This window comes from Mycobacterium ahvazicum, assembly GCF_900176255.2.
In the GTDB taxonomy this organism is placed as follows: Bacteria; Actinomycetota; Actinomycetes; order Mycobacteriales; family Mycobacteriaceae; genus Mycobacterium; species Mycobacterium ahvazicum.
In genome coordinates, this window is sequence record NZ_FXEG02000005.1 from 960,932 (window position 1) to 976,619 (window position 15,688).

General features: G+C 67.4%; 16 protein-coding genes. 8 read left to right on the forward strand and 8 right to left on the reverse strand.

What is annotated here, in order from left to right; all coding sequences use genetic code 11:
* Positions 1-7: 7 nt before the first annotated feature.
* Positions 8-1,054 carry an aspartate-semialdehyde dehydrogenase gene (locus MAAFP003_RS25785; protein WP_096290443.1) on the reverse strand — a complete coding sequence of 349 codons (1,047 nt, stop codon included), beginning with the start codon at positions 1,052-1,054 and terminating at the stop codon, positions 8-10.
* Between the two features lie 2 nt (positions 1,055-1,056).
* Positions 1,057-2,322, reverse strand: coding sequence for an aspartate kinase (locus tag MAAFP003_RS25790; protein ID WP_096290444.1), 1,266 nt, complete (start codon positions 2,320-2,322; stop codon positions 1,057-1,059).
* 285 nt (positions 2,323-2,607) lie between these two features.
* Here MAAFP003_RS25790 and leuA point away from each other — a divergent pair, with 285 nt between their 5' ends.
* Positions 2,608-4,533 carry a 2-isopropylmalate synthase gene (gene leuA / locus MAAFP003_RS25795; RefSeq protein WP_096290445.1) on the forward strand — a complete coding sequence of 642 codons (1,926 nt, stop codon included), beginning with the start codon at positions 2,608-2,610 and terminating at the stop codon, positions 4,531-4,533.
* Here leuA and MAAFP003_RS25800 read toward each other — a convergent pair.
* Entirely contained in the window at positions 4,511-4,996 is a 486-nt protein-coding gene (locus tag MAAFP003_RS25800; protein WP_096290446.1) for a MarR family winged helix-turn-helix transcriptional regulator, read from the reverse strand. The genes leuA and MAAFP003_RS25800 overlap by 23 nt on opposite strands.
* A gap of 135 nt (positions 4,997-5,131) precedes the next feature.
* On the opposite strand from MAAFP003_RS25800, the gene MAAFP003_RS25805 reads away from it, so the two are divergent.
* Positions 5,132-6,076 carry an NADP-dependent oxidoreductase gene (locus MAAFP003_RS25805; RefSeq protein WP_096290447.1) on the forward strand — a complete coding sequence of 315 codons (945 nt, stop codon included), beginning with the start codon at positions 5,132-5,134 and terminating at the stop codon, positions 6,074-6,076.
* Positions 6,077-6,145: 69 nt separating this feature from the next.
* Here MAAFP003_RS25805 and MAAFP003_RS25810 read toward each other — a convergent pair whose 3' ends face one another.
* A complete protein-coding gene (locus MAAFP003_RS25810; protein ID WP_096291424.1) occupies positions 6,146-6,427 on the reverse strand; it encodes a GlsB/YeaQ/YmgE family stress response membrane protein in 282 nt (93 codons plus the stop codon).
* Positions 6,428-6,561: 134 nt separating this feature from the next.
* Between MAAFP003_RS25810 and MAAFP003_RS25815 the strand changes: the two genes are divergently transcribed.
* Positions 6,562-7,230, forward strand: coding sequence for a LuxR C-terminal-related transcriptional regulator (locus MAAFP003_RS25815; RefSeq protein ID WP_096290448.1), 669 nt, complete (start codon positions 6,562-6,564; stop codon positions 7,228-7,230).
* Between the two features lie 20 nt (positions 7,231-7,250).
* Here MAAFP003_RS25815 and MAAFP003_RS25820 read toward each other — a convergent pair whose 3' ends face one another.
* Both MAAFP003_RS25820 and MAAFP003_RS25825 read right to left on the reverse strand, forming a co-directional pair.
* On the reverse strand, positions 7,251-8,882 hold the full coding sequence (locus tag MAAFP003_RS25820) for a chloride channel protein (protein ID WP_243394201.1): 1,632 nt from the start codon (positions 8,880-8,882) through the stop codon (positions 7,251-7,253).
* Between the two features lie 210 nt (positions 8,883-9,092).
* A complete protein-coding gene (locus MAAFP003_RS25825) occupies positions 9,093-10,094 on the reverse strand; it encodes a DEDDh family exonuclease (RefSeq protein ID WP_096290450.1) in 1,002 nt (333 codons plus the stop codon).
* A gap of 96 nt (positions 10,095-10,190) precedes the next feature.
* On the opposite strand from MAAFP003_RS25825, the gene MAAFP003_RS25830 reads away from it, so the two are divergent.
* From MAAFP003_RS25830 to MAAFP003_RS25845, 4 genes are all read left to right on the forward strand, one after another.
* A complete protein-coding gene (locus tag MAAFP003_RS25830; protein WP_096290451.1) occupies positions 10,191-11,429 on the forward strand; it encodes a Mur ligase family protein in 1,239 nt (412 codons plus the stop codon).
* Positions 11,422-12,129, forward strand: coding sequence for a type 1 glutamine amidotransferase (locus MAAFP003_RS25835; RefSeq protein WP_096290452.1), 708 nt, complete (start codon positions 11,422-11,424; stop codon positions 12,127-12,129). The genes MAAFP003_RS25830 and MAAFP003_RS25835 overlap by 8 nt, the downstream gene beginning before the upstream one ends.
* Before the next feature lie 8 nt (positions 12,130-12,137).
* Positions 12,138-12,554 carry a hypothetical protein gene (locus MAAFP003_RS25840; protein ID WP_243394202.1) on the forward strand — a complete coding sequence of 139 codons (417 nt, stop codon included), beginning with the start codon at positions 12,138-12,140 and terminating at the stop codon, positions 12,552-12,554.
* Between the two features lie 105 nt (positions 12,555-12,659).
* Positions 12,660-13,319, forward strand: coding sequence for a C39 family peptidase (locus MAAFP003_RS25845; protein ID WP_096290454.1), 660 nt, complete (start codon positions 12,660-12,662; stop codon positions 13,317-13,319).
* A gap of 12 nt (positions 13,320-13,331) precedes the next feature.
* Here the strand turns inward: MAAFP003_RS25845 and recR are convergent, their stop codons facing one another.
* Together recR and MAAFP003_RS25855 are read right to left on the reverse strand one after the other, a co-directional pair.
* Positions 13,332-13,943: a recombination mediator RecR gene (gene recR / locus MAAFP003_RS25850; RefSeq protein ID WP_096290455.1), complete on the reverse strand. Its 612-nt coding sequence runs from the start codon at positions 13,941-13,943 to the stop codon at positions 13,332-13,334.
* Between the two features lie 8 nt (positions 13,944-13,951).
* The gene (locus MAAFP003_RS25855; RefSeq protein WP_096290456.1) at positions 13,952-14,302 is read right to left on the reverse strand and encodes a YbaB/EbfC family nucleoid-associated protein; all 351 of its coding nucleotides are present in this window, start codon (positions 14,300-14,302) and stop codon (positions 13,952-13,954) included.
* Between the two features lie 98 nt (positions 14,303-14,400).
* Between MAAFP003_RS25855 and MAAFP003_RS25860 the strand changes: the two genes are divergently transcribed.
* Complete coding sequence (locus MAAFP003_RS25860) at positions 14,401-15,162, forward strand: Rv3717 family N-acetylmuramoyl-L-alanine amidase (protein ID WP_243394203.1); 762 nt, start codon at positions 14,401-14,403, stop codon at positions 15,160-15,162.
* Positions 15,163-15,688 lie beyond the last annotated feature (526 nt).

Sequence of the window (15,688 nt, forward strand, 5' to 3'; positions counted from 1 at the left end):
CCGCGGGTCACAGCTGCGCGGCGAGCAGCTCGGCGATCTGAATGGTGTTGAGCGCAGCCCCCTTGCGCAGGTTGTCCCCCGAGACGAACAGCGCCAGACCACGCCCGTCGGGCACCCCGGGGTCGTGGCGAATCCGGCCCACCAACGAGTCGTCGACGCCCGCGGCATCCAAAGCTGTTGGCACGTCGACCACTTTCACCCCAGGGGCGGCGCTGAGCAATTCTCGGGCCCGCTCGGGTGAGAGGGGCCGGGCGAACTCGGCGTTGATCGACAGGGAGTGACCGGTGAACACCGGAACCCGCACGCAGGTCCCGCTCACCAGCAGATCGGGAATGCCGAGAATCTTGCGGCTCTCGTGCCGTAGCTTCTGGTCCTCGTCGGTCTCCCCGGAACCGTCGTCCACCAACGAACCGGCCAGCGGCAGCACGTTGAAGGCGATCGGCGCGACATAGGTCTTCGGCGCCGGAAACTGCAGCGCATGACCATGGTGCACCAGCTGCTCGGCGTCGTCGATCACCGCGCGTGCCTGCGTCGCCAGCTCCTCGACACCGGCCAACCCGCTGCCGGATACCGCCTGGTAGCTCGACACCACCAGGCGCTGCAACCCAGCTTCCTCGTGCAGCGGCATCAGCACCGGCATCGCGGCCATCGTGGTGCAGTTCGGGTTGGCGATGATGCCCTTCGGCCGGTTGGCCGCATCGCGTGCGAAGTTCACCTCGGAGACCACCAACGGCACCTCGGGGTCCTTGCGCCAGGCCGACGAGTTGTCGATCACGGTCACCCCGGCCGCGGCGAACCGCGGGGCCTGCACCAGCGACATCGTCTTGCCGGCCGAGAAAAGCGCGATGTCCAGGCCGCTCGGATCCGCCGTCGCGGCGTCCTCGACCTCGATCTCCTGGCCGCGGAATTCCAGCTTGCGGCCCTGCGAGCGGGCGGACGCGAAGAACCGCACCGTGCTCGCCGGGAAGTCGCGCTCGTCCAGCAGGCTGCGCATCACCTGGCCCACCTGGCCGGTGGCGCCCACTACACCAATTGCGAGCCTATCGGCGCCCATATCTATCGACCCGTCCCCGCATACACCGTGGCCTCTTCCTCGCCGCCGAGGCCGAACGCCTCGTGCAACGCCACGACGGCCTTGTCTAGTTCGGTGTCGCGGCACAGCACCGAGATCCGGATCTCGGAGGTGGAGATCAGTTCGATGTTGACGCCCACCTCGGCCAGCGCCTCACAGAAGGTCGCGGTCACGCCGGGGTGGCTGCGCATACCCGCCCCGATCAGCGACACCTTGCCGATGTGGTCGTCGTAGAGCAGCTGGGTGAAGCCGATCTCGTCCTTGAGGGCGTCCAGCTTGGCCACCGCGGTGGGCCCGCTGTCGCGTGAGCAGGTGAACGTGATGTCGGTCTTGCCGTCCTCGACCTTGGACACGTTCTGCAGCACCATGTCGATGTTCACGTCGGCCTCGGCGACGGCCCGGAAGACGCGGGCCGCATACCCGGGGATGTCCGGGATGCCGACGACCGTCACCTTGGCCTCGCTACGGTCGTGGGCGACGCCGGTCAGAAGGGGGCTTTCCATGGATATGTCCTTGATCGATCCGACAACGACGGTGCCTAGCTTGTCCGAGTACGACGACCTGACGTGCACCGGAAGGTTGTAGCGACGGGCGTACTCCACGCAGCGCAGCATCAGCACCTTGGCGCCGCAGGCGGCCATCTCGAGCATTTCCTCGAAGGTCACGGTGTCGAGCTTGCGGGCGTTGGGCACGATGCGCGGGTCGGCACTGAAGATGCCGTCTACGTCGGTGTAGATCTCGCAGACGTCGGCGTGCAGCGCCGCGGCCAGCGCCACGGCCGTGGTGTCGGAGCCGCCGCGGCCCAGCGTGGTCACATCGCGACTGTCCTGGCTCACACCCTGGAAGCCCGCGACCAACACGACGTCGCCCTGCTCGAGCGCGGACTGCAATCGCGTCGGCGTGACGTCGATGATCTTCGCGTTGCCGTGCGTGCCGGTGGTGATCACCCCGGCCTGCGACCCGGTGAACGAGCGGGCGCGAGCCCCGAGCGATTCGACCGCCATGGCCACCAGCGCGTTGGAGATCCGCTCGCCGGCGGTCAACAGCATGTCCAGTTCGCGAGCCGGCGGCACCGGGCACACCTGCTGGGCCAGATCCAGCAGGTCATCGGTGGTATCACCCATCGCCGAGACCACGACGACGACGTCGTTGCCCTGTTTTTTGGTCTCGACGATGCGTTCCGCGACACGACGGATCCGATCGGCGTCGGCCACCGAGGATCCGCCGTACTTTTGTACGACGAGCGCCACTGTTTTCCTGCCTGCCCTTCCGCACCCACAGACGTGGTTCAAGTTCACAACAGGATACGTGGCGGCGCATCTTGTTTTTAGACCCGCTGGCGGGTGCCGCAGCCTGCGGTTTTGGGTTCGATTGGGCGTAGTTTTCGCCTGGGCACCGATCGCGGTAGAGTTCACAGCGTGCAGCGGGTGCTCCTTCTCGGACGCCGCGACGGGGTCTGATCCAGACCGGCTTCCCGTCGCGGGTGTTCGCGATGCGCCGGTCTGAAGTCCCTTCTGACACCCGGAGCAATAACCGTGACCAACTTTTCGCAGCCCGCCAACCCGGACGCATACACCTCAGCCCGCACCGTGACGAAGCCCGCGGGCCCGATCCGACCCGATCAGCCCGCGTGGAATCCGCAGCGCGGCTCGTCGATGCCGGTCAACCGATACCGCCCCTTCGCTGACGAGGTGGAGGCCATCCGGCTCGCCGACCGCACCTGGCCCGACCGCGTCACCAGCCAGGCACCGCTGTGGTGCGCGGTGGATCTGCGCGATGGCAACCAGGCACTGATCGACCCGATGAGCCCGGCCCGCAAACGCCGCATGTTCGACCTACTGGTTGCCATGGGCTACAAGGAGATTGAAGTCGGGTTCCCGTCGGCCAGCCAAACCGACTTCGACTTCGTGCGCGAGATCATCACCGACGGCGCGATTCCCGACGACGTCACCATCCAGGTGCTGACGCAATGCCGTCCGGAACTGATCGAGCGCACCTTCGAGGCGTGCCGCGGCGTGCACCGCGCGATCGTGCACTTCTACAACTCGACGTCAATCCTGCAGCGCCGCGTGGTATTTCGCGCCGACCGCGCCGCGGTACAGGCCATCGCCACCGACGGCGCGCGCAAGTGCGTCGAAGAGGCGGCCAAATACCCGGACACGCGATGGCGCTTCGAATACTCGCCGGAGTCCTACACCGGAACGGAATTGGAGTACGCCAAGCAGGTCTGCGACGCCGTCGGCGAAATCATCGCGCCGACGCCGGAGCACCCGATCATCTTCAATCTGCCCGCCACCGTGGAGATGGCGACACCCAACGTCTACGCCGACTCGATCGAGTGGATGAGCCGAAACCTGGCCAACCGGGAGTCGGTGATTCTGAGCCTGCATCCGCACAACGACCGCGGAACCGCCGTGGCGGCAGCCGAATTGGGCTACCAGGCGGGTGCCGACCGGATCGAGGGCTGCCTGTTCGGCAATGGTGAGCGCACCGGAAACGTGTGCCTGGTGACGCTGGGGCTGAACCTGTTCTCCCGCGGTGTGGACCCGCAGATCGACTTCTCCAACATCGACGAGATCCGCCGCACGGTCGAGTACTGCAACCAGCTGCCGGTGCACGAGCGGCACCCCTACGGCGGCGATCTGGTCTACACCGCGTTCTCGGGCAGCCACCAGGACGCCATCAACAAGGGCCTGGACCAGATGAAGGCGGACGCCGACGCCGCGGACACCGACGTCGAGGACATGCTCTGGCAGGTGCCGTATCTGCCGATCGACCCGCGCGATGTCGGGCGCACCTACGAGGCGGTGATCCGGGTCAACTCGCAGTCCGGCAAGGGCGGGGTGGCCTACATCATGAAGGCCGACCACGGCCTGGCCCTGCCGCGGCGGCTGCAGATCGAGTTCTCGCAGGTGATCCAGAAGATCGCTGATGGCGAGGGTGGTGAGGTGTCGCCGAAGGAGATGTGGGACGCGTTCTCCGAGGAGTACCTGGCGCCGATCCTGCCGCTGGAACGGATCAAGCAGCGCGTCGACGCCTCGGAGGAAGACGGCGGCACCACCCGGATCGCCGCGACCGTCAAGATCAACGGGGCGGAGACCGAGATCACCGGTGCCGGCAACGGTCCGCTCGCCGCGTTCGTCCACGCGCTGGGCGATGTCGGGTTCGACGTCGCCGTCCTCGACTACTCCGAACACGCGATGAGCTCCGGCGACGACGCGCAGGCCGCGGCGTATGTGGAGGCGTCGGTGGTCATGCCGATCGCGAGCGCGGCGCAGCCGGGGGAAGCGGGTCGGCATGCAAACGCCATGCCGATCGCGAGCGCGGCGCAGCCGGGGGAAGCGGGTCGGCATGCAAACGGCGAGCGCCGCACGGTGTGGGGGGTTGGCATCGCGCCGTCGATCACCACCGCGTCGCTGCGTGCTGTGGTGTCTGCGGTCAACCGCGCATCGCGCGGCTGACAACGGAGCGGGGCGGGCGGGCTCGCATATGGTCGCGAACCCTGCTCATGATGTCGCCGAGGTTGCTGACGTCGCCGTCTGACAGCGGATCGAACAGCAAACCGCGCACCACCTCGATGTGCCCGGGTAGCACTTTGGTGAGACGAGCCCGGCCCGCCTCGGTGATATCGACGATGGTCGCCCGCTGATCATGCGGACTGGCCGCGCGAGCGATAAGCCCCGCTTTCTCCAACAGTCCCGCCTGATGGGTGAGGCCGCTGCGGCTGTAGACCACTCTGTCCGCCAGATCGGTCATGGTCAGTTGCCCGTCGGCGTCGGCGAGGTGGGCCAGAATCTCGAACTGCACGTAGCTGAGATCGCCTTCGGCCTGTAGCTGCTGGCGCACCGCGTACTGAAGCAGGCTGACCGCCTCGGTGAGGGCGAAGTACGTCCGCATTTGCTCCGGCTTGAGTGGTTCGACCATGCCGCGATCGTACTGCTTCGATGTCGAAGCAAAGAGACGAAGGCCACAGTTATCTCGGGATTGCTTCGATCTCGAAGCAAGTTACTGCATGGGTAACTGCTTCAATCTCGAAGCAAACAAGGAACGGAGAAGATCATGAAGGCAGTGCTTTACCACCGGTACGGCAGCAGCGAGGTGCTGGAGTACTCCGAGGTCCAGCGACCGACTCCGGGCGCCGGCCAAGTTCTGGTGAAAGTGGCCGGGACGTCGTTCAATCCGGTCGACGCGGGCATCCGCGGCGGCTACCTGTCCGAGGTGTACGAGATCACCTTCCCGCACGTGCCGGGGATCGACGTCGCGGGCACGGTCGCCGAGCTCGGCGGCGGCGTAACAGGCTGGAGCGTCGGTGACGCGGTCGTGGCGTTGCTTCCGATGGATGCCGACGGTGCCGCCGCCGAGTACGTGCTGGCACCGGCGGAGGCGTTGGCGCCGGCGCCGCGGACCGGGAGCCTGGCGGATTCGGCCGCGCTGCCGACCGTCGGCTTGACGGCGTGGCAGGCACTGTTCGAGATGGCGGGCCTGCAGGCCGGGCAGACCATCCTGATCAACGGCGCGGGCGGAGCGGTCGGTGGCTACGCCGTCCAGCTCGCCAAACACGCCGGTGCCATCGTCACGGCTACCGCATCGGCGCGCAGCGCGGACCGGCTACGTGCATACGGAGCCGACCGGATCATCGGCTACATCGACTACACGCAGACACCGATCGCCGTCGCCGGGGGCCCGTTTGATGTGGTGTTCAACCTGGTGAGCACCACGCCCCAGGAAACCGAAGCGCTCGTCGACGTGGTCGCCGACGGCGGCTTCTACGTCGGCACCATGACGTCGGGGACGGAGGACACCGGCCGAAACGTCCGTGCGCAGCGGATATTCGTCCGCAGCGACGCGAGGCAGTTGGCCGACCTGGTCAGCCGGGTAGACGCCGGCCAGCTGCGCATCGACGTCGCCGAGCGTCGCCCGCTGAACCAGGCCGCCGCGGTCCACGAAGCCTCCGACGCCGGCCGGTTGCCGGGCAAGACCATCCTGTTGCCCGCCGATCGATAACCCGCGACGCGACCCGCTCCGCACCAATTGTGCCGAGCGGGTCGCTTACGCGGCGGGTGGATGTGGACCTCAGCGAATTCGCCCGGAGGTGCGGGCGCCGACCCGAGTCCAGATCAGCAACACGATCACAGCGCCGATAACGGACCCGATGAGTCCGGCGGGCTGAAAAAAGCCCTGCTCAGCATCCTTGTGGAAGAGCACATAGCCGAGGAAGCCACCGACGAACGAGCCGACGATCCCCAAGGCCATCGTCGACAGAATCGACATCGGCTGGTTGCCGGGAACCAGCAACCGCGCCAGCGCTCCGGCGACGAGCCCGACGACGAGGAGGGTAACGATAAGTCCGATCATGATGCGAGCCTTTCGCGTTGTGCCGCAAGCGGCGTTTCGTACCTGCGTGGCCGAGCGGATGCCCGACACATCTCCCAGACAACAACCCCAAAGGGTGGTGGCACTACACCCCTAGGGGGGTAAGTTCTACGCCCATGGCCGCTCGTAACGCAGAACCGATCACGGTGGCGCTGGTCGACGACTACGACGTCGTCGTGATGGGCGTGGCCAACATGTTCGACCGATACAAAGACCGCATCGTCGTCGCCGAACTGGACTCGAACATGTCCCTGGACGACACCGTCGACATCGTCATGTACGACTCGTTCGCACAGCCCGAATCGGATTACGACGAGATCGCCGAGCTGGCGGCGAATCCCCGTGCGGCCCGAGTTGTGGTGTACACCTGGAACTTTCACCCCGATCTGATTCGCCACGCGCGCGACAAGGGCGCCGATGGTTACCTGTCGAAGGCGTTGCCGGCTAGAGAACTGGTGGCAGCGTTAGAGGCGGTGCATGCCGGTGAGACGGTGATAAGCGAGGCTCCGCCGCGGGCGCGCAGCGCACTGGGTCTCGACTGGCCCGGACGCGGTGAAGGACTCAGCGACCGGGAGGCGGAGATCCTGGCGCTGATAACCCAGGGCAAGAGCAACGCCGAAGTGGCGCGGCTGACTTATCTCAGTCCCAACACCGTGAAGTCCTATATCCGAAGCGTTTACCGCAAGATCGGTGTGGCGAGCCGGACTCAGGCCGTGCTGTGGGGAGTCGACCACGGCTTTATGCCGGACCACCATCGCATCGAACACTGGCGCGGCGGACCCTGAGGTACCGCGAGGAGCGCCGGTTAGCTCGCACGGCCGTTGCGCCGAGCCGATGCCCAGCGTCGCACCGCACTCTGCGGCGGCCGGGGGAAGTACGGGGTCAGGTGCCGTGTCCGTTCGGTGTCTTCGTTGAGATCGTGCAGGCGGGCGGTGAGCAAATCCTTCATCAGCAGATGGCCTTGGTCGCAGCCGTCCGGCGATATCACGCGCAGTGGCCGGCCGTCCGATTCGGCGAAGACATTCGCCGCGTGCCGCAAGGTGGCCTGCGAGCTGATCGAGGCGCCCGCCGGTGTGGGCGACGGCCCGGGACGCACCACTTCGCCGACCAGGAATGCTTCCAGCGGGTCCGTTGTGTAATCACGGGTGAGGTGCATCCCGCTGCGGGCGATCTTCTCGGTGAGCACCGAACGCGCCAGCACCAGAACGGATATCACGTAGGCGGTGATCGTGGCGATGATCACCGGGAGCATCGCGGGCCAGGCTCGGGTGAGTTCCAGGGTGAACATGATGGCGGCCAGCGGTGCCCGCATGATGCCGCAAACCACGGCCGCCAGGCCCAACATCGCCCAGAAACCTGGAAACACGTGCGGAAACCAGTGCCCGAGGAATGCTCCGAGCGCACTGCCGATCATGAACACCGGAGCGAAAACACCACCCGAAGTTCCCGAGCCGAGCGACAGAGCCCAGATTGCCGTCTTCACCACGAGGATGCCGACGATCAGCGACAGGCCAGCATGCCCGGTGAGGAGCGCATCGATCACGTTGTAACCAACCCCGAGAGCGCGCGGTTCAATCAGCCCGCCCACGCCGATGATCAGACCGCCGATCGCCGGCCACCACATCCAGTGGATCGGCAGGCGCGGAAAAGCGCCCTCGGCCCAATAGACCAAGTGCGTCGCGCCGATGGCCACTGCGGCGCCGGCGATTCCGACCGCGACCGCCAAAACATCTATTTGCCAATGCACTTCGGCCATCCGTGCAGCGACGGGAAATATCGGCGCGCCGCCCATGATGAATAGCCGCGTAACGGTGGCGACGGCGACCGAACCGGCGACCGGGACCAGGCTGCGAGGCCGGAATTCGAACAGCAGCAACTCGACCGCCAACAAGATGGACGCCAGCGGAGCATTGAAGGTGGCCGCGATGCCGCCCGCAGCGCCGGAGGCGAGCAGGATCTTTCGCTCATCCGCGGTCAAATGCAGGAACTGGGCGACAACCGAACCCATCGCGCCGCCGGTCATGACAATCGGCCCCTCCGCGCCGAACGGGCCGCCGGTACCGATACTGATGGCCGCCGAGATTGGCTTTAACACAGCGACTTTGGGTTCGACCCGGCTGCTGCCGGTGAGGATCACCTCGATGGTCTCGGGCATGCCGTGGCCGCGGACCTGATCCGACCCGTACCGAGCCATCAAGCCGATCACCAAACCGCCGGCAACCGGCGCACCCAGGATCAGCCACCATGGATGCTCATTGGCGGCGGGTGACACCAGAGCATCCGAAAATCTATGGTAGAAAACAAGATTGGTGACAAGTCCGATCAACTGGACCAGACACCATGCCACCCCCGCCGATAGGGCGCCGATGCACAGCGCAACCCCGGTGATCAGCAATACCCGCCGATCGACGGCGAAATCCGCCAACGGTCCACTCACCACAGATTTCCTCACTGCCGCGACGAGAACTGCCCCAATGCGGCGTTTCTTTTCGATCGTTTCCCCAAAACGCCACGCGCAGCCCGTGTTTGCGCTCCGTAATGGCCCGCCGATAGTAACGATCAGCCTCTGCCCAACGGCTGGGGAGTTGCCGGGTGCCAGCTGAGAATATGCTGAATCCGGGAACGATCTGGTCGGCAGTCGGAGCAGTTAGAACAGCGCAAGCTGGTCGTCGGCGCTGGCAGCGTCGACAAACTCCTCCATGCTGGTGCCTCCGACCACGGTGCCCACGCCGGCCATGAACTGCGCGTCGGACACCACCGGCACACCCAGCTGCTGAGCCTGGTAGCCCTTGCCCTGCTCGGGGGCGGGGGCGTTACACACCACCAGTGAGGTCTCGCGGTCGACCACATCGGTGTAGGCCAGCCCGGCGTGCAGGATCCGCTCGACGAGTTCCTCGTGGGTGCGCCGCACCTCGGCAGCCAGCGCCACCCGCATGCCCTGGACCAGCGGCCGGCCGCGGACATACGGCCCGGGATTGAGAAAGGGGCACGGCATCCGCGAGGCCAGCGCCTTCAGCGGGCGCAGCTCGTCGTGGGTGACCCGGCCGTTGGGCCAGCGACGGCGCGTGACGGGGCGCACCGGCAACCAGATGTCGAGTTCGCGGGCCCGTCCCAACGCGGACGCGAGCACACCCGTGAGCACCAGGGCGTCGTCGAAGGCGTCGTGTGGCCGCTCCTGGGTCACGCCCCAATGCGTGGCAAGGGTCTCCAATCGCAGGTTCTCGACACCGAGGTTGAGCCGACGGGCCAGCTCGACCGTGCACATGACGCTGTCGACGGGCAGTGCGATGCCGGTGAGCTCGGCCTCCGCGGCCAGGAACGCGTAGTCGAAGGCGACGTTGTGGGCCACCAGCGTGCGCCCGCGCAGCACCTCGATCACGTCACCGACGATGTCGCCGAACTGGGGCTGATCCTCGAGCATGGCGGCGGTCAGCCCGTGCACGTGCGTGGGACCGGGATCCACCCCGGGGTTGAGCAGGCTGACGACGGACTGCTCGACGCGGCCCTCGGTGTCGAGCCCGAGCACCGCCAGGCTGATGACCCGGGCCTGACCGGGACGGAAACCCGAGGTCTCGACATCGATGACGGCCCAACCCGCATCCGGATGGCTCGCGGGCCGGCCCCAGGGCGTCGGATTTGTGGGGCTCATAGACGAAGAATCGCACGTCTGACCGACATCACCGCGCCGCTGCGCGGCCGTGTCGGCGGTTAGTTGGATCCGAGCGGCCACCCTTAAACTGCGCGGGTGGTCACCACCCGCGCACGTCTGGCCCTCGCCGCAGGAGCGAGCGCGCGCTGGGCGTCGCGGATGACCGGGCGCGGCGCCGGCGCGATGATCGGTGGCCTGGTCGCGATGACACTGGACCGCTCGGTGCTGCGCCAGCTCGGCACGGGCCGGCGCACGGTCATCGTCACCGGCACCAACGGCAAGTCCACGACCACCCGGATGACCGCGGCCGCTCTCGGCACGCTGGGACCGGTCGCCACCAACGCCGAGGGCGCCAACATGGACGCCGGCCTGGTCGCCGCGCTGGCCGCCGACCGTGACGCGGGGCTGGCGGCCCTGGAAGTCGACGAGATGCACGTGCCGCACGTCTCCGATGCCGTCGAACCGAGCGTCATCGTGTTGTTGAACCTGTCGCGCGATCAGCTGGACCGGGTCGGCGAGATCAACGTCATCGAGCGCACGCTGCGCGCGGGGCTGGCCCGTCACCCGAACGCCGTCGTCGTCGCCAACTGCGACGACGTGCTGATGACCTCGGCCGCCTACGACGCCCCGAACGTGGTGTGGGTGGCCGCCGGCGGCACGTGGGCGAACGACTCGGTCAGCTGCCCGCGCAGCGGCGAGGTGATCGTCCGCGAGCAGGGCCATTGGTATTCCACCGGCGCCGATTTCAAGCGGCCCAGCCCGCAGTGGTGGTTCGACCCCGAAGATGGGGGCACGCTGTACGGGCCCGGCGGGCTGGCCCTGCCGATGCGGCTGGCGCTGCCCGGCGCGGTGAATCGCGGCAATGCCGCCCAGGCCGTCGCGGCCGCGGTCGCGCTGGGCGCCGACCCCGCGGCCGCCGTCGCGGCGGTCTCGGGAGTGGACGAGGTCGCGGGCCGGTACCGGACCGTGCGGATCGGCCCGCACGACGCCCGGATCCTGCTGGCCAAGAATCCGGCCGGCTGGCAGGAGGCGCTGTCGATGGTCGACAAACACGCGGCCGGGGTGGTCATCTCGGTCAACGGGCAGGTGCCCGACGGCGAGGATCTGTCGTGGCTGTGGGACGTACGCTTCGAACACTTCGGTGAGACGGCCGTTGTCGCCGCCGGCGAACGCGGGACCGACCTGGCGGTGCGCCTGGGGTACGCCGGCGTCGAGCACACCCTGGTGCACGACACCCTGGCGGCGATCGCGTCCTGCCCGCCGGGACGCGTCGAGGTCGTCGCCAACTACACCGCCTTCCTGCAGCTGCACCGGGCATTGGGACGTCATGGCTGAGTCGAGCGTGCGGATCGGGCTGGTGTTGCCCGACGTGATGGGCACCTACGGCGACGGCGGCAACGCGGTGGTGCTGCGGCAACGACTGCGGCTGCGGGGTATCGCCGCCGAGATCGTCGAGATCACGCTGGACGAGCCGGTGCCGGAGTCCCTGGACCTCTACACCCTGGGCGGCGCGGAGGACTACGCGCAGCGATTGGCCACCCGTCACCTGCTGCGGTACCCGGGCCTGCAGCGCGCCGCGCAGCGCGGTGCACCCGTGCTGTCGATCTGCGCGGCCGTCCAGGTGCTCGGGCACTGGTACGAGACGTCCTCGGGAGAGCGGGTGGACGGGGTGGGCTTGCTGGACGCGACGACCTCGCCACAGCAGGCGCGCACGATCGGCGAACTGGTGAGCAAGCCGCTGCTGGCCGGGCTGACCCAGCCGCTCACCGGCTTTGAAAACCACCGCGGCGGCACCGTGCTCGGCCCCGCCGCCGCACCGCTGGGGGCCGTGGTCAAGGGCGCGGGCAACCGGCTTGGCGACGAATTCGACGGCGTGATCCAGGGCAGCGTCGTCGCGACCTACATGCACGGGCCGTGTCTGGCCCGCAACCCGGAGCTAGCCGACCTGCTGCTGAGCAAGGTGGTCGGCGAGCTGGCGCCGCTGCGACTGCCCGAGGTGGACCTGCTGCGCCGCGAACGACTGGCGGCGCGCTAGTGCCGGTCGTGAAGATCGCTGCCAGCGGCGCGCTGCTCGCCGCGTTCATCGCGTCGGCGGCACCGGCACACGCCGACCCGGACGTCCCGAGCGGCCGGTACAACGTGCTCTATCCGGACAACGGCAAATCGACCGCCTGGCTTTTCGCCCCCTGCGGATCGGACTGCACCCGGGCAACCTCGCAAGATGGCGGGACCTTCGTCATCAGCTGGGAATTCCACCTGGCCAATGGGCGCTGGACGCACAGCGGTACGGCCCAGGCACCATGCCCGAACGGCGCATCGATCTCACAGGCCCCGGTGACCGTCGACTACAGCTTCGATGCCGTGTCGCTCGCCGGCGAAGCCCGGACGACGGCCTCGGACGGGTGCGGCGCGGAGCCGGGCAAGACCTTCACCAGGCCGTTCCAGTTGAGCAAGGCCTGAGGAACGTCAGACCCGCCCTACCTGGGCGACAAGGTTCTTTATAGGGCACTAGCCCACCCTTCCGCTACGCCGACGCGCCCCGCGGCGGCCCGAGAAAGGGTCCCCATGACCAGCACCCCCGCAAGCATGGCCAGGGCGGTACGCTTCGGCGCCCTCGCGGCGTTGATGGCCGCGGCCGCCGCCGGCTGGGCGGCCGGAATCGCGCACGCCGCCCCGAGCATTCCCGCCCCACACCTCGTCGCCGGAACGCACGGCGACCCGGCCGCCGCCGCGCCCTACTGGCGCTACCAGCAACAGGACCTCGACTGCGGCGAGATGGCGGTCGCCGACGTGATCGGCCAGATCAGCGGCCACGAGCCCAGCGAGGACGAGATCACCGCCGCGGCGGAGAACATCCCGAGCGTGGCCCACCCCGGGCCGATCTACCACCCGGGCGGCCGAACCAGCAATCGCGACCTGGTCCCGCTGTTGGAGCACTACGGCGTGCACGCCAGCGCCGTTCACCCGGACACCGAAGCGCTGGCTGTCGATCTCGATCGCGGCCGCAAGATCATCGTCGGGGTCAACGACAACGTGATCTGGAACAGGCCGGGCAACCGCACCAAGGAAAACCACTTCGTGGTCGTCATCGGGATCGACTACGACGCCGGTGTGGTGCACCTCAATGACAGCGGCGCCCGCGCGGGCCGCGACGAGCAGGTCTCGGTCGCGACGTTCGAAGAAGCGTGGGCCGCCAGCGACAACTTCACGGTCGTGACCGCGTGACGTTCCGACGGGTCAGACCATGGACCGGCGGCCGGTGAGCGCGCGGCCCAGCGTCAACTCGTCCGCGAACTCCAAGTCGCCGCCCATCGGCAGCCCGGACGCGATCCGCGTGACCGTCAGGCCGGGAATGTCGCGCAACACCCGGACCAGGTAGGTGGCCGTCGCCTCCCCCTCGGTGTTGGGGTCGGTCGCGATGATCACCTCGGTGATATCCACACCGTCGACCCGCTCGCCGATGCGGCTGAGCAGCTCGCGGATCCGCAGCTGATCGGGGCCCACGCCGGACAGCGGATCCAGCGCGCCGCCCAGCACGTGGTAGCGACCGCGGAATTCGCGCGTGCGCTCGACGGCCTGGACGTCCTTGGGCTCCTCGACGACGCACACCAGCGAACCGTCCCGGCGCGGATCGCCGCAGATCCGGCAGCGCTCGTCATCGGACACGTTGCCGCAGACCGCGCAAAAGCGGACGCCGTCGCGGACCTTCGCCAGCACGGCGGTGAGCCGGTCGATCTCCGGCGGTTCGACCGACAACAAGTGAAAGGCGATGCGCTGCGCGCTCTTTGGACCGATACCCGGCAGCTTGCCGAGTTCGTCGATCAGATCCTGGACCGGTCCCTCGAACATCTAAGAGGTCAGAGCCCCGGTATCTGAGTCGGTGGGGCGGGCGGGGCCGGCGGCGCGCTCAGGCCGGCGGTCAGCGATCCCAGCTGTTCCTGCGCCATCTTGGTGACCTGCTTGGAGGCGTCGACCATGGCGCCGACGATCAAGTCCTGCAACGTCTCGACGTCCGAGGGGTCCACGACCGAGGGATCGATCTTGACCGCGACGACCTCACCACTGCCTTTGACGATTGCCTCGACCAGCCCGCCGCCCGCCTGACCGCGAATCTCGGCATTCGCGAGCAGTTGCTGAGCTTCCATTAGCTTTTGTTGCATCTGCTGCGCCTGAGCGAGCAGCGCCGACATATCGCCTCCGGGTTGCATGACAATCCCTTCGCATCTTGGTCTCGAGTTGGTTTCGCCTGTGGATGTCGGGCGATTCGAAACACCCAGCGTAGACCGCGCGACGTTACCTTTGCGCCGTGGACCAACGAGTGAGCAGGCGTGTCGGCATCAAGACGGCGATCAGCATGCTGGTCGCCGCATCGACCCTGATCGTGCCGACCGCGACCGCGACCCCATCCAACATCGCCGGCATGGTCGTTTTCATCGATCCCGGCCACAACGGCGCCAACGACGCGTCCATCGGCCGGCAGGTCACGACCGGCCGTGGCGGCACCAAGGATTGCCAGACCAGCGGCACCGCGACCAACAGCGGTTACCAGGAACACACCTTCACCTGGGACACCGCGCTGCGGGTTCGCGCCGCACTGACAGCACTCGGCGTCAGGACCGCCCTGTCCCGCGGCAACGACAACGCCCTCGGACCGTGTATCGACGAGCGCGCCAACGTGGCCAACTCGTTGCGGCCCAACGCGATCCTGAGCATCCACGCCGACGGCGGTCCACCGTCCGGGCGCGGATTCCATGTCAATTATTCGGCCCCGCCGCTCAACCAGGTGCAGGCCGGACCGTCGGTGCAGTACGCGCGGATCATGCGCGACCAGATGCAGGCCGCCGGTATCCCGCCGTCCACCTACATCGGCCAGGGCGGGCTGTACGGACGCTCCGACCTGACCGGGCTCAACCTGGCGCAATACCCCGCGATCCTCGTCGAGTGCGGCAACATGAAGAACCCGGTGGATTCGGCGCTGATGGAGTCCCCGGATGGCCGGCAGAAGTACGCCGACGCACTCGTCCGTGGCGTGGCGGGCTTCCTGGCCACCCAGGGCCAGGCGCGCTGACCGCGGCGGTTCCGCGGTTTCGGGTAGCGCCGATGCCATCCACCCGGTAGCGTTGTCGGCAGTTTTCGGACCCCTGGCTTGGGCGGTCACGAAACCAGATTGCTTGCGGCCCTAGCGGTTTCGCAGTGTGAACTCGCCTGCGCGAAACTCGCGGCTAACACCTCGCTAACATCAAGAACTTTGCCGAAACCCCTGTTGGAGCCCGTTTTGGTCCACTAGGGTTTGTTCCACTCATGTCGATTAGACGTGTGGGGAGAATCGGTGAGCAACAAACCGTCGGCGACACATTCGTCCAGGTCAACGACGACCATCCGCACCGCCCGGGGTGGGCTTCCGCGGACGTCGCCACCTGTGGATAAGCGGTTCACCACAGGGCCTAAGCCGCGGCGGTTTTCGGCCGCGTCCCACGCTGTCGCACCGATACACGGCCATGGAATCTGCGGCACCCGGAACCGGATAAGGCCTTTACTGCGTAAGCCTTTCGGGTAGGGGCGGTCGGATGGAATTTGACGCCCGTGCCCTCCCG

What these genes read in the sequence shown, in the direction of transcription:
- MAAFP003_RS25785 (WP_096290443.1), bottom strand. Translation starts at nt 1,054, where the DNA reads ATGGGCGCCGATAGGCTCGCAATTGGTGTAGTGGGCGCCACCGGCCAG.
- MAAFP003_RS25800 (WP_096290446.1), bottom strand. Translation starts at nt 4,996, where the DNA reads ATGGTCGAACCACTCAAGCCGGAGCAAATGCGGACGTACTTCGCCCTC.
- MAAFP003_RS25805 (WP_096290447.1), top strand. Translation starts at nt 5,132, where the DNA reads ATGAAGGCAGTGCTTTACCACCGGTACGGCAGCAGCGAGGTGCTGGAG.
- MAAFP003_RS25810 (WP_096291424.1), bottom strand. Translation starts at nt 6,427, where the DNA reads ATGATCGGACTTATCGTTACCCTCCTCGTCGTCGGGCTCGTCGCCGGA.
- MAAFP003_RS25815 (WP_096290448.1), top strand. Translation starts at nt 6,562, where the DNA reads ATGGCCGCTCGTAACGCAGAACCGATCACGGTGGCGCTGGTCGACGAC.
- MAAFP003_RS25825 (WP_096290450.1), bottom strand. Translation starts at nt 10,094, where the DNA reads ATGAGCCCCACAAATCCGACGCCCTGGGGCCGGCCCGCGAGCCATCCG.
- MAAFP003_RS25835 (WP_096290452.1), top strand. Translation starts at nt 11,422, where the DNA reads ATGGCTGAGTCGAGCGTGCGGATCGGGCTGGTGTTGCCCGACGTGATG.
- MAAFP003_RS25845 (WP_096290454.1), top strand. Translation starts at nt 12,660, where the DNA reads ATGACCAGCACCCCCGCAAGCATGGCCAGGGCGGTACGCTTCGGCGCC.
- recR (WP_096290455.1), bottom strand. Translation starts at nt 13,943, where the DNA reads ATGTTCGAGGGACCGGTCCAGGATCTGATCGACGAACTCGGCAAGCTG.
- MAAFP003_RS25855 (WP_096290456.1), bottom strand. Translation starts at nt 14,302, where the DNA reads ATGCAACCCGGAGGCGATATGTCGGCGCTGCTCGCTCAGGCGCAGCAG.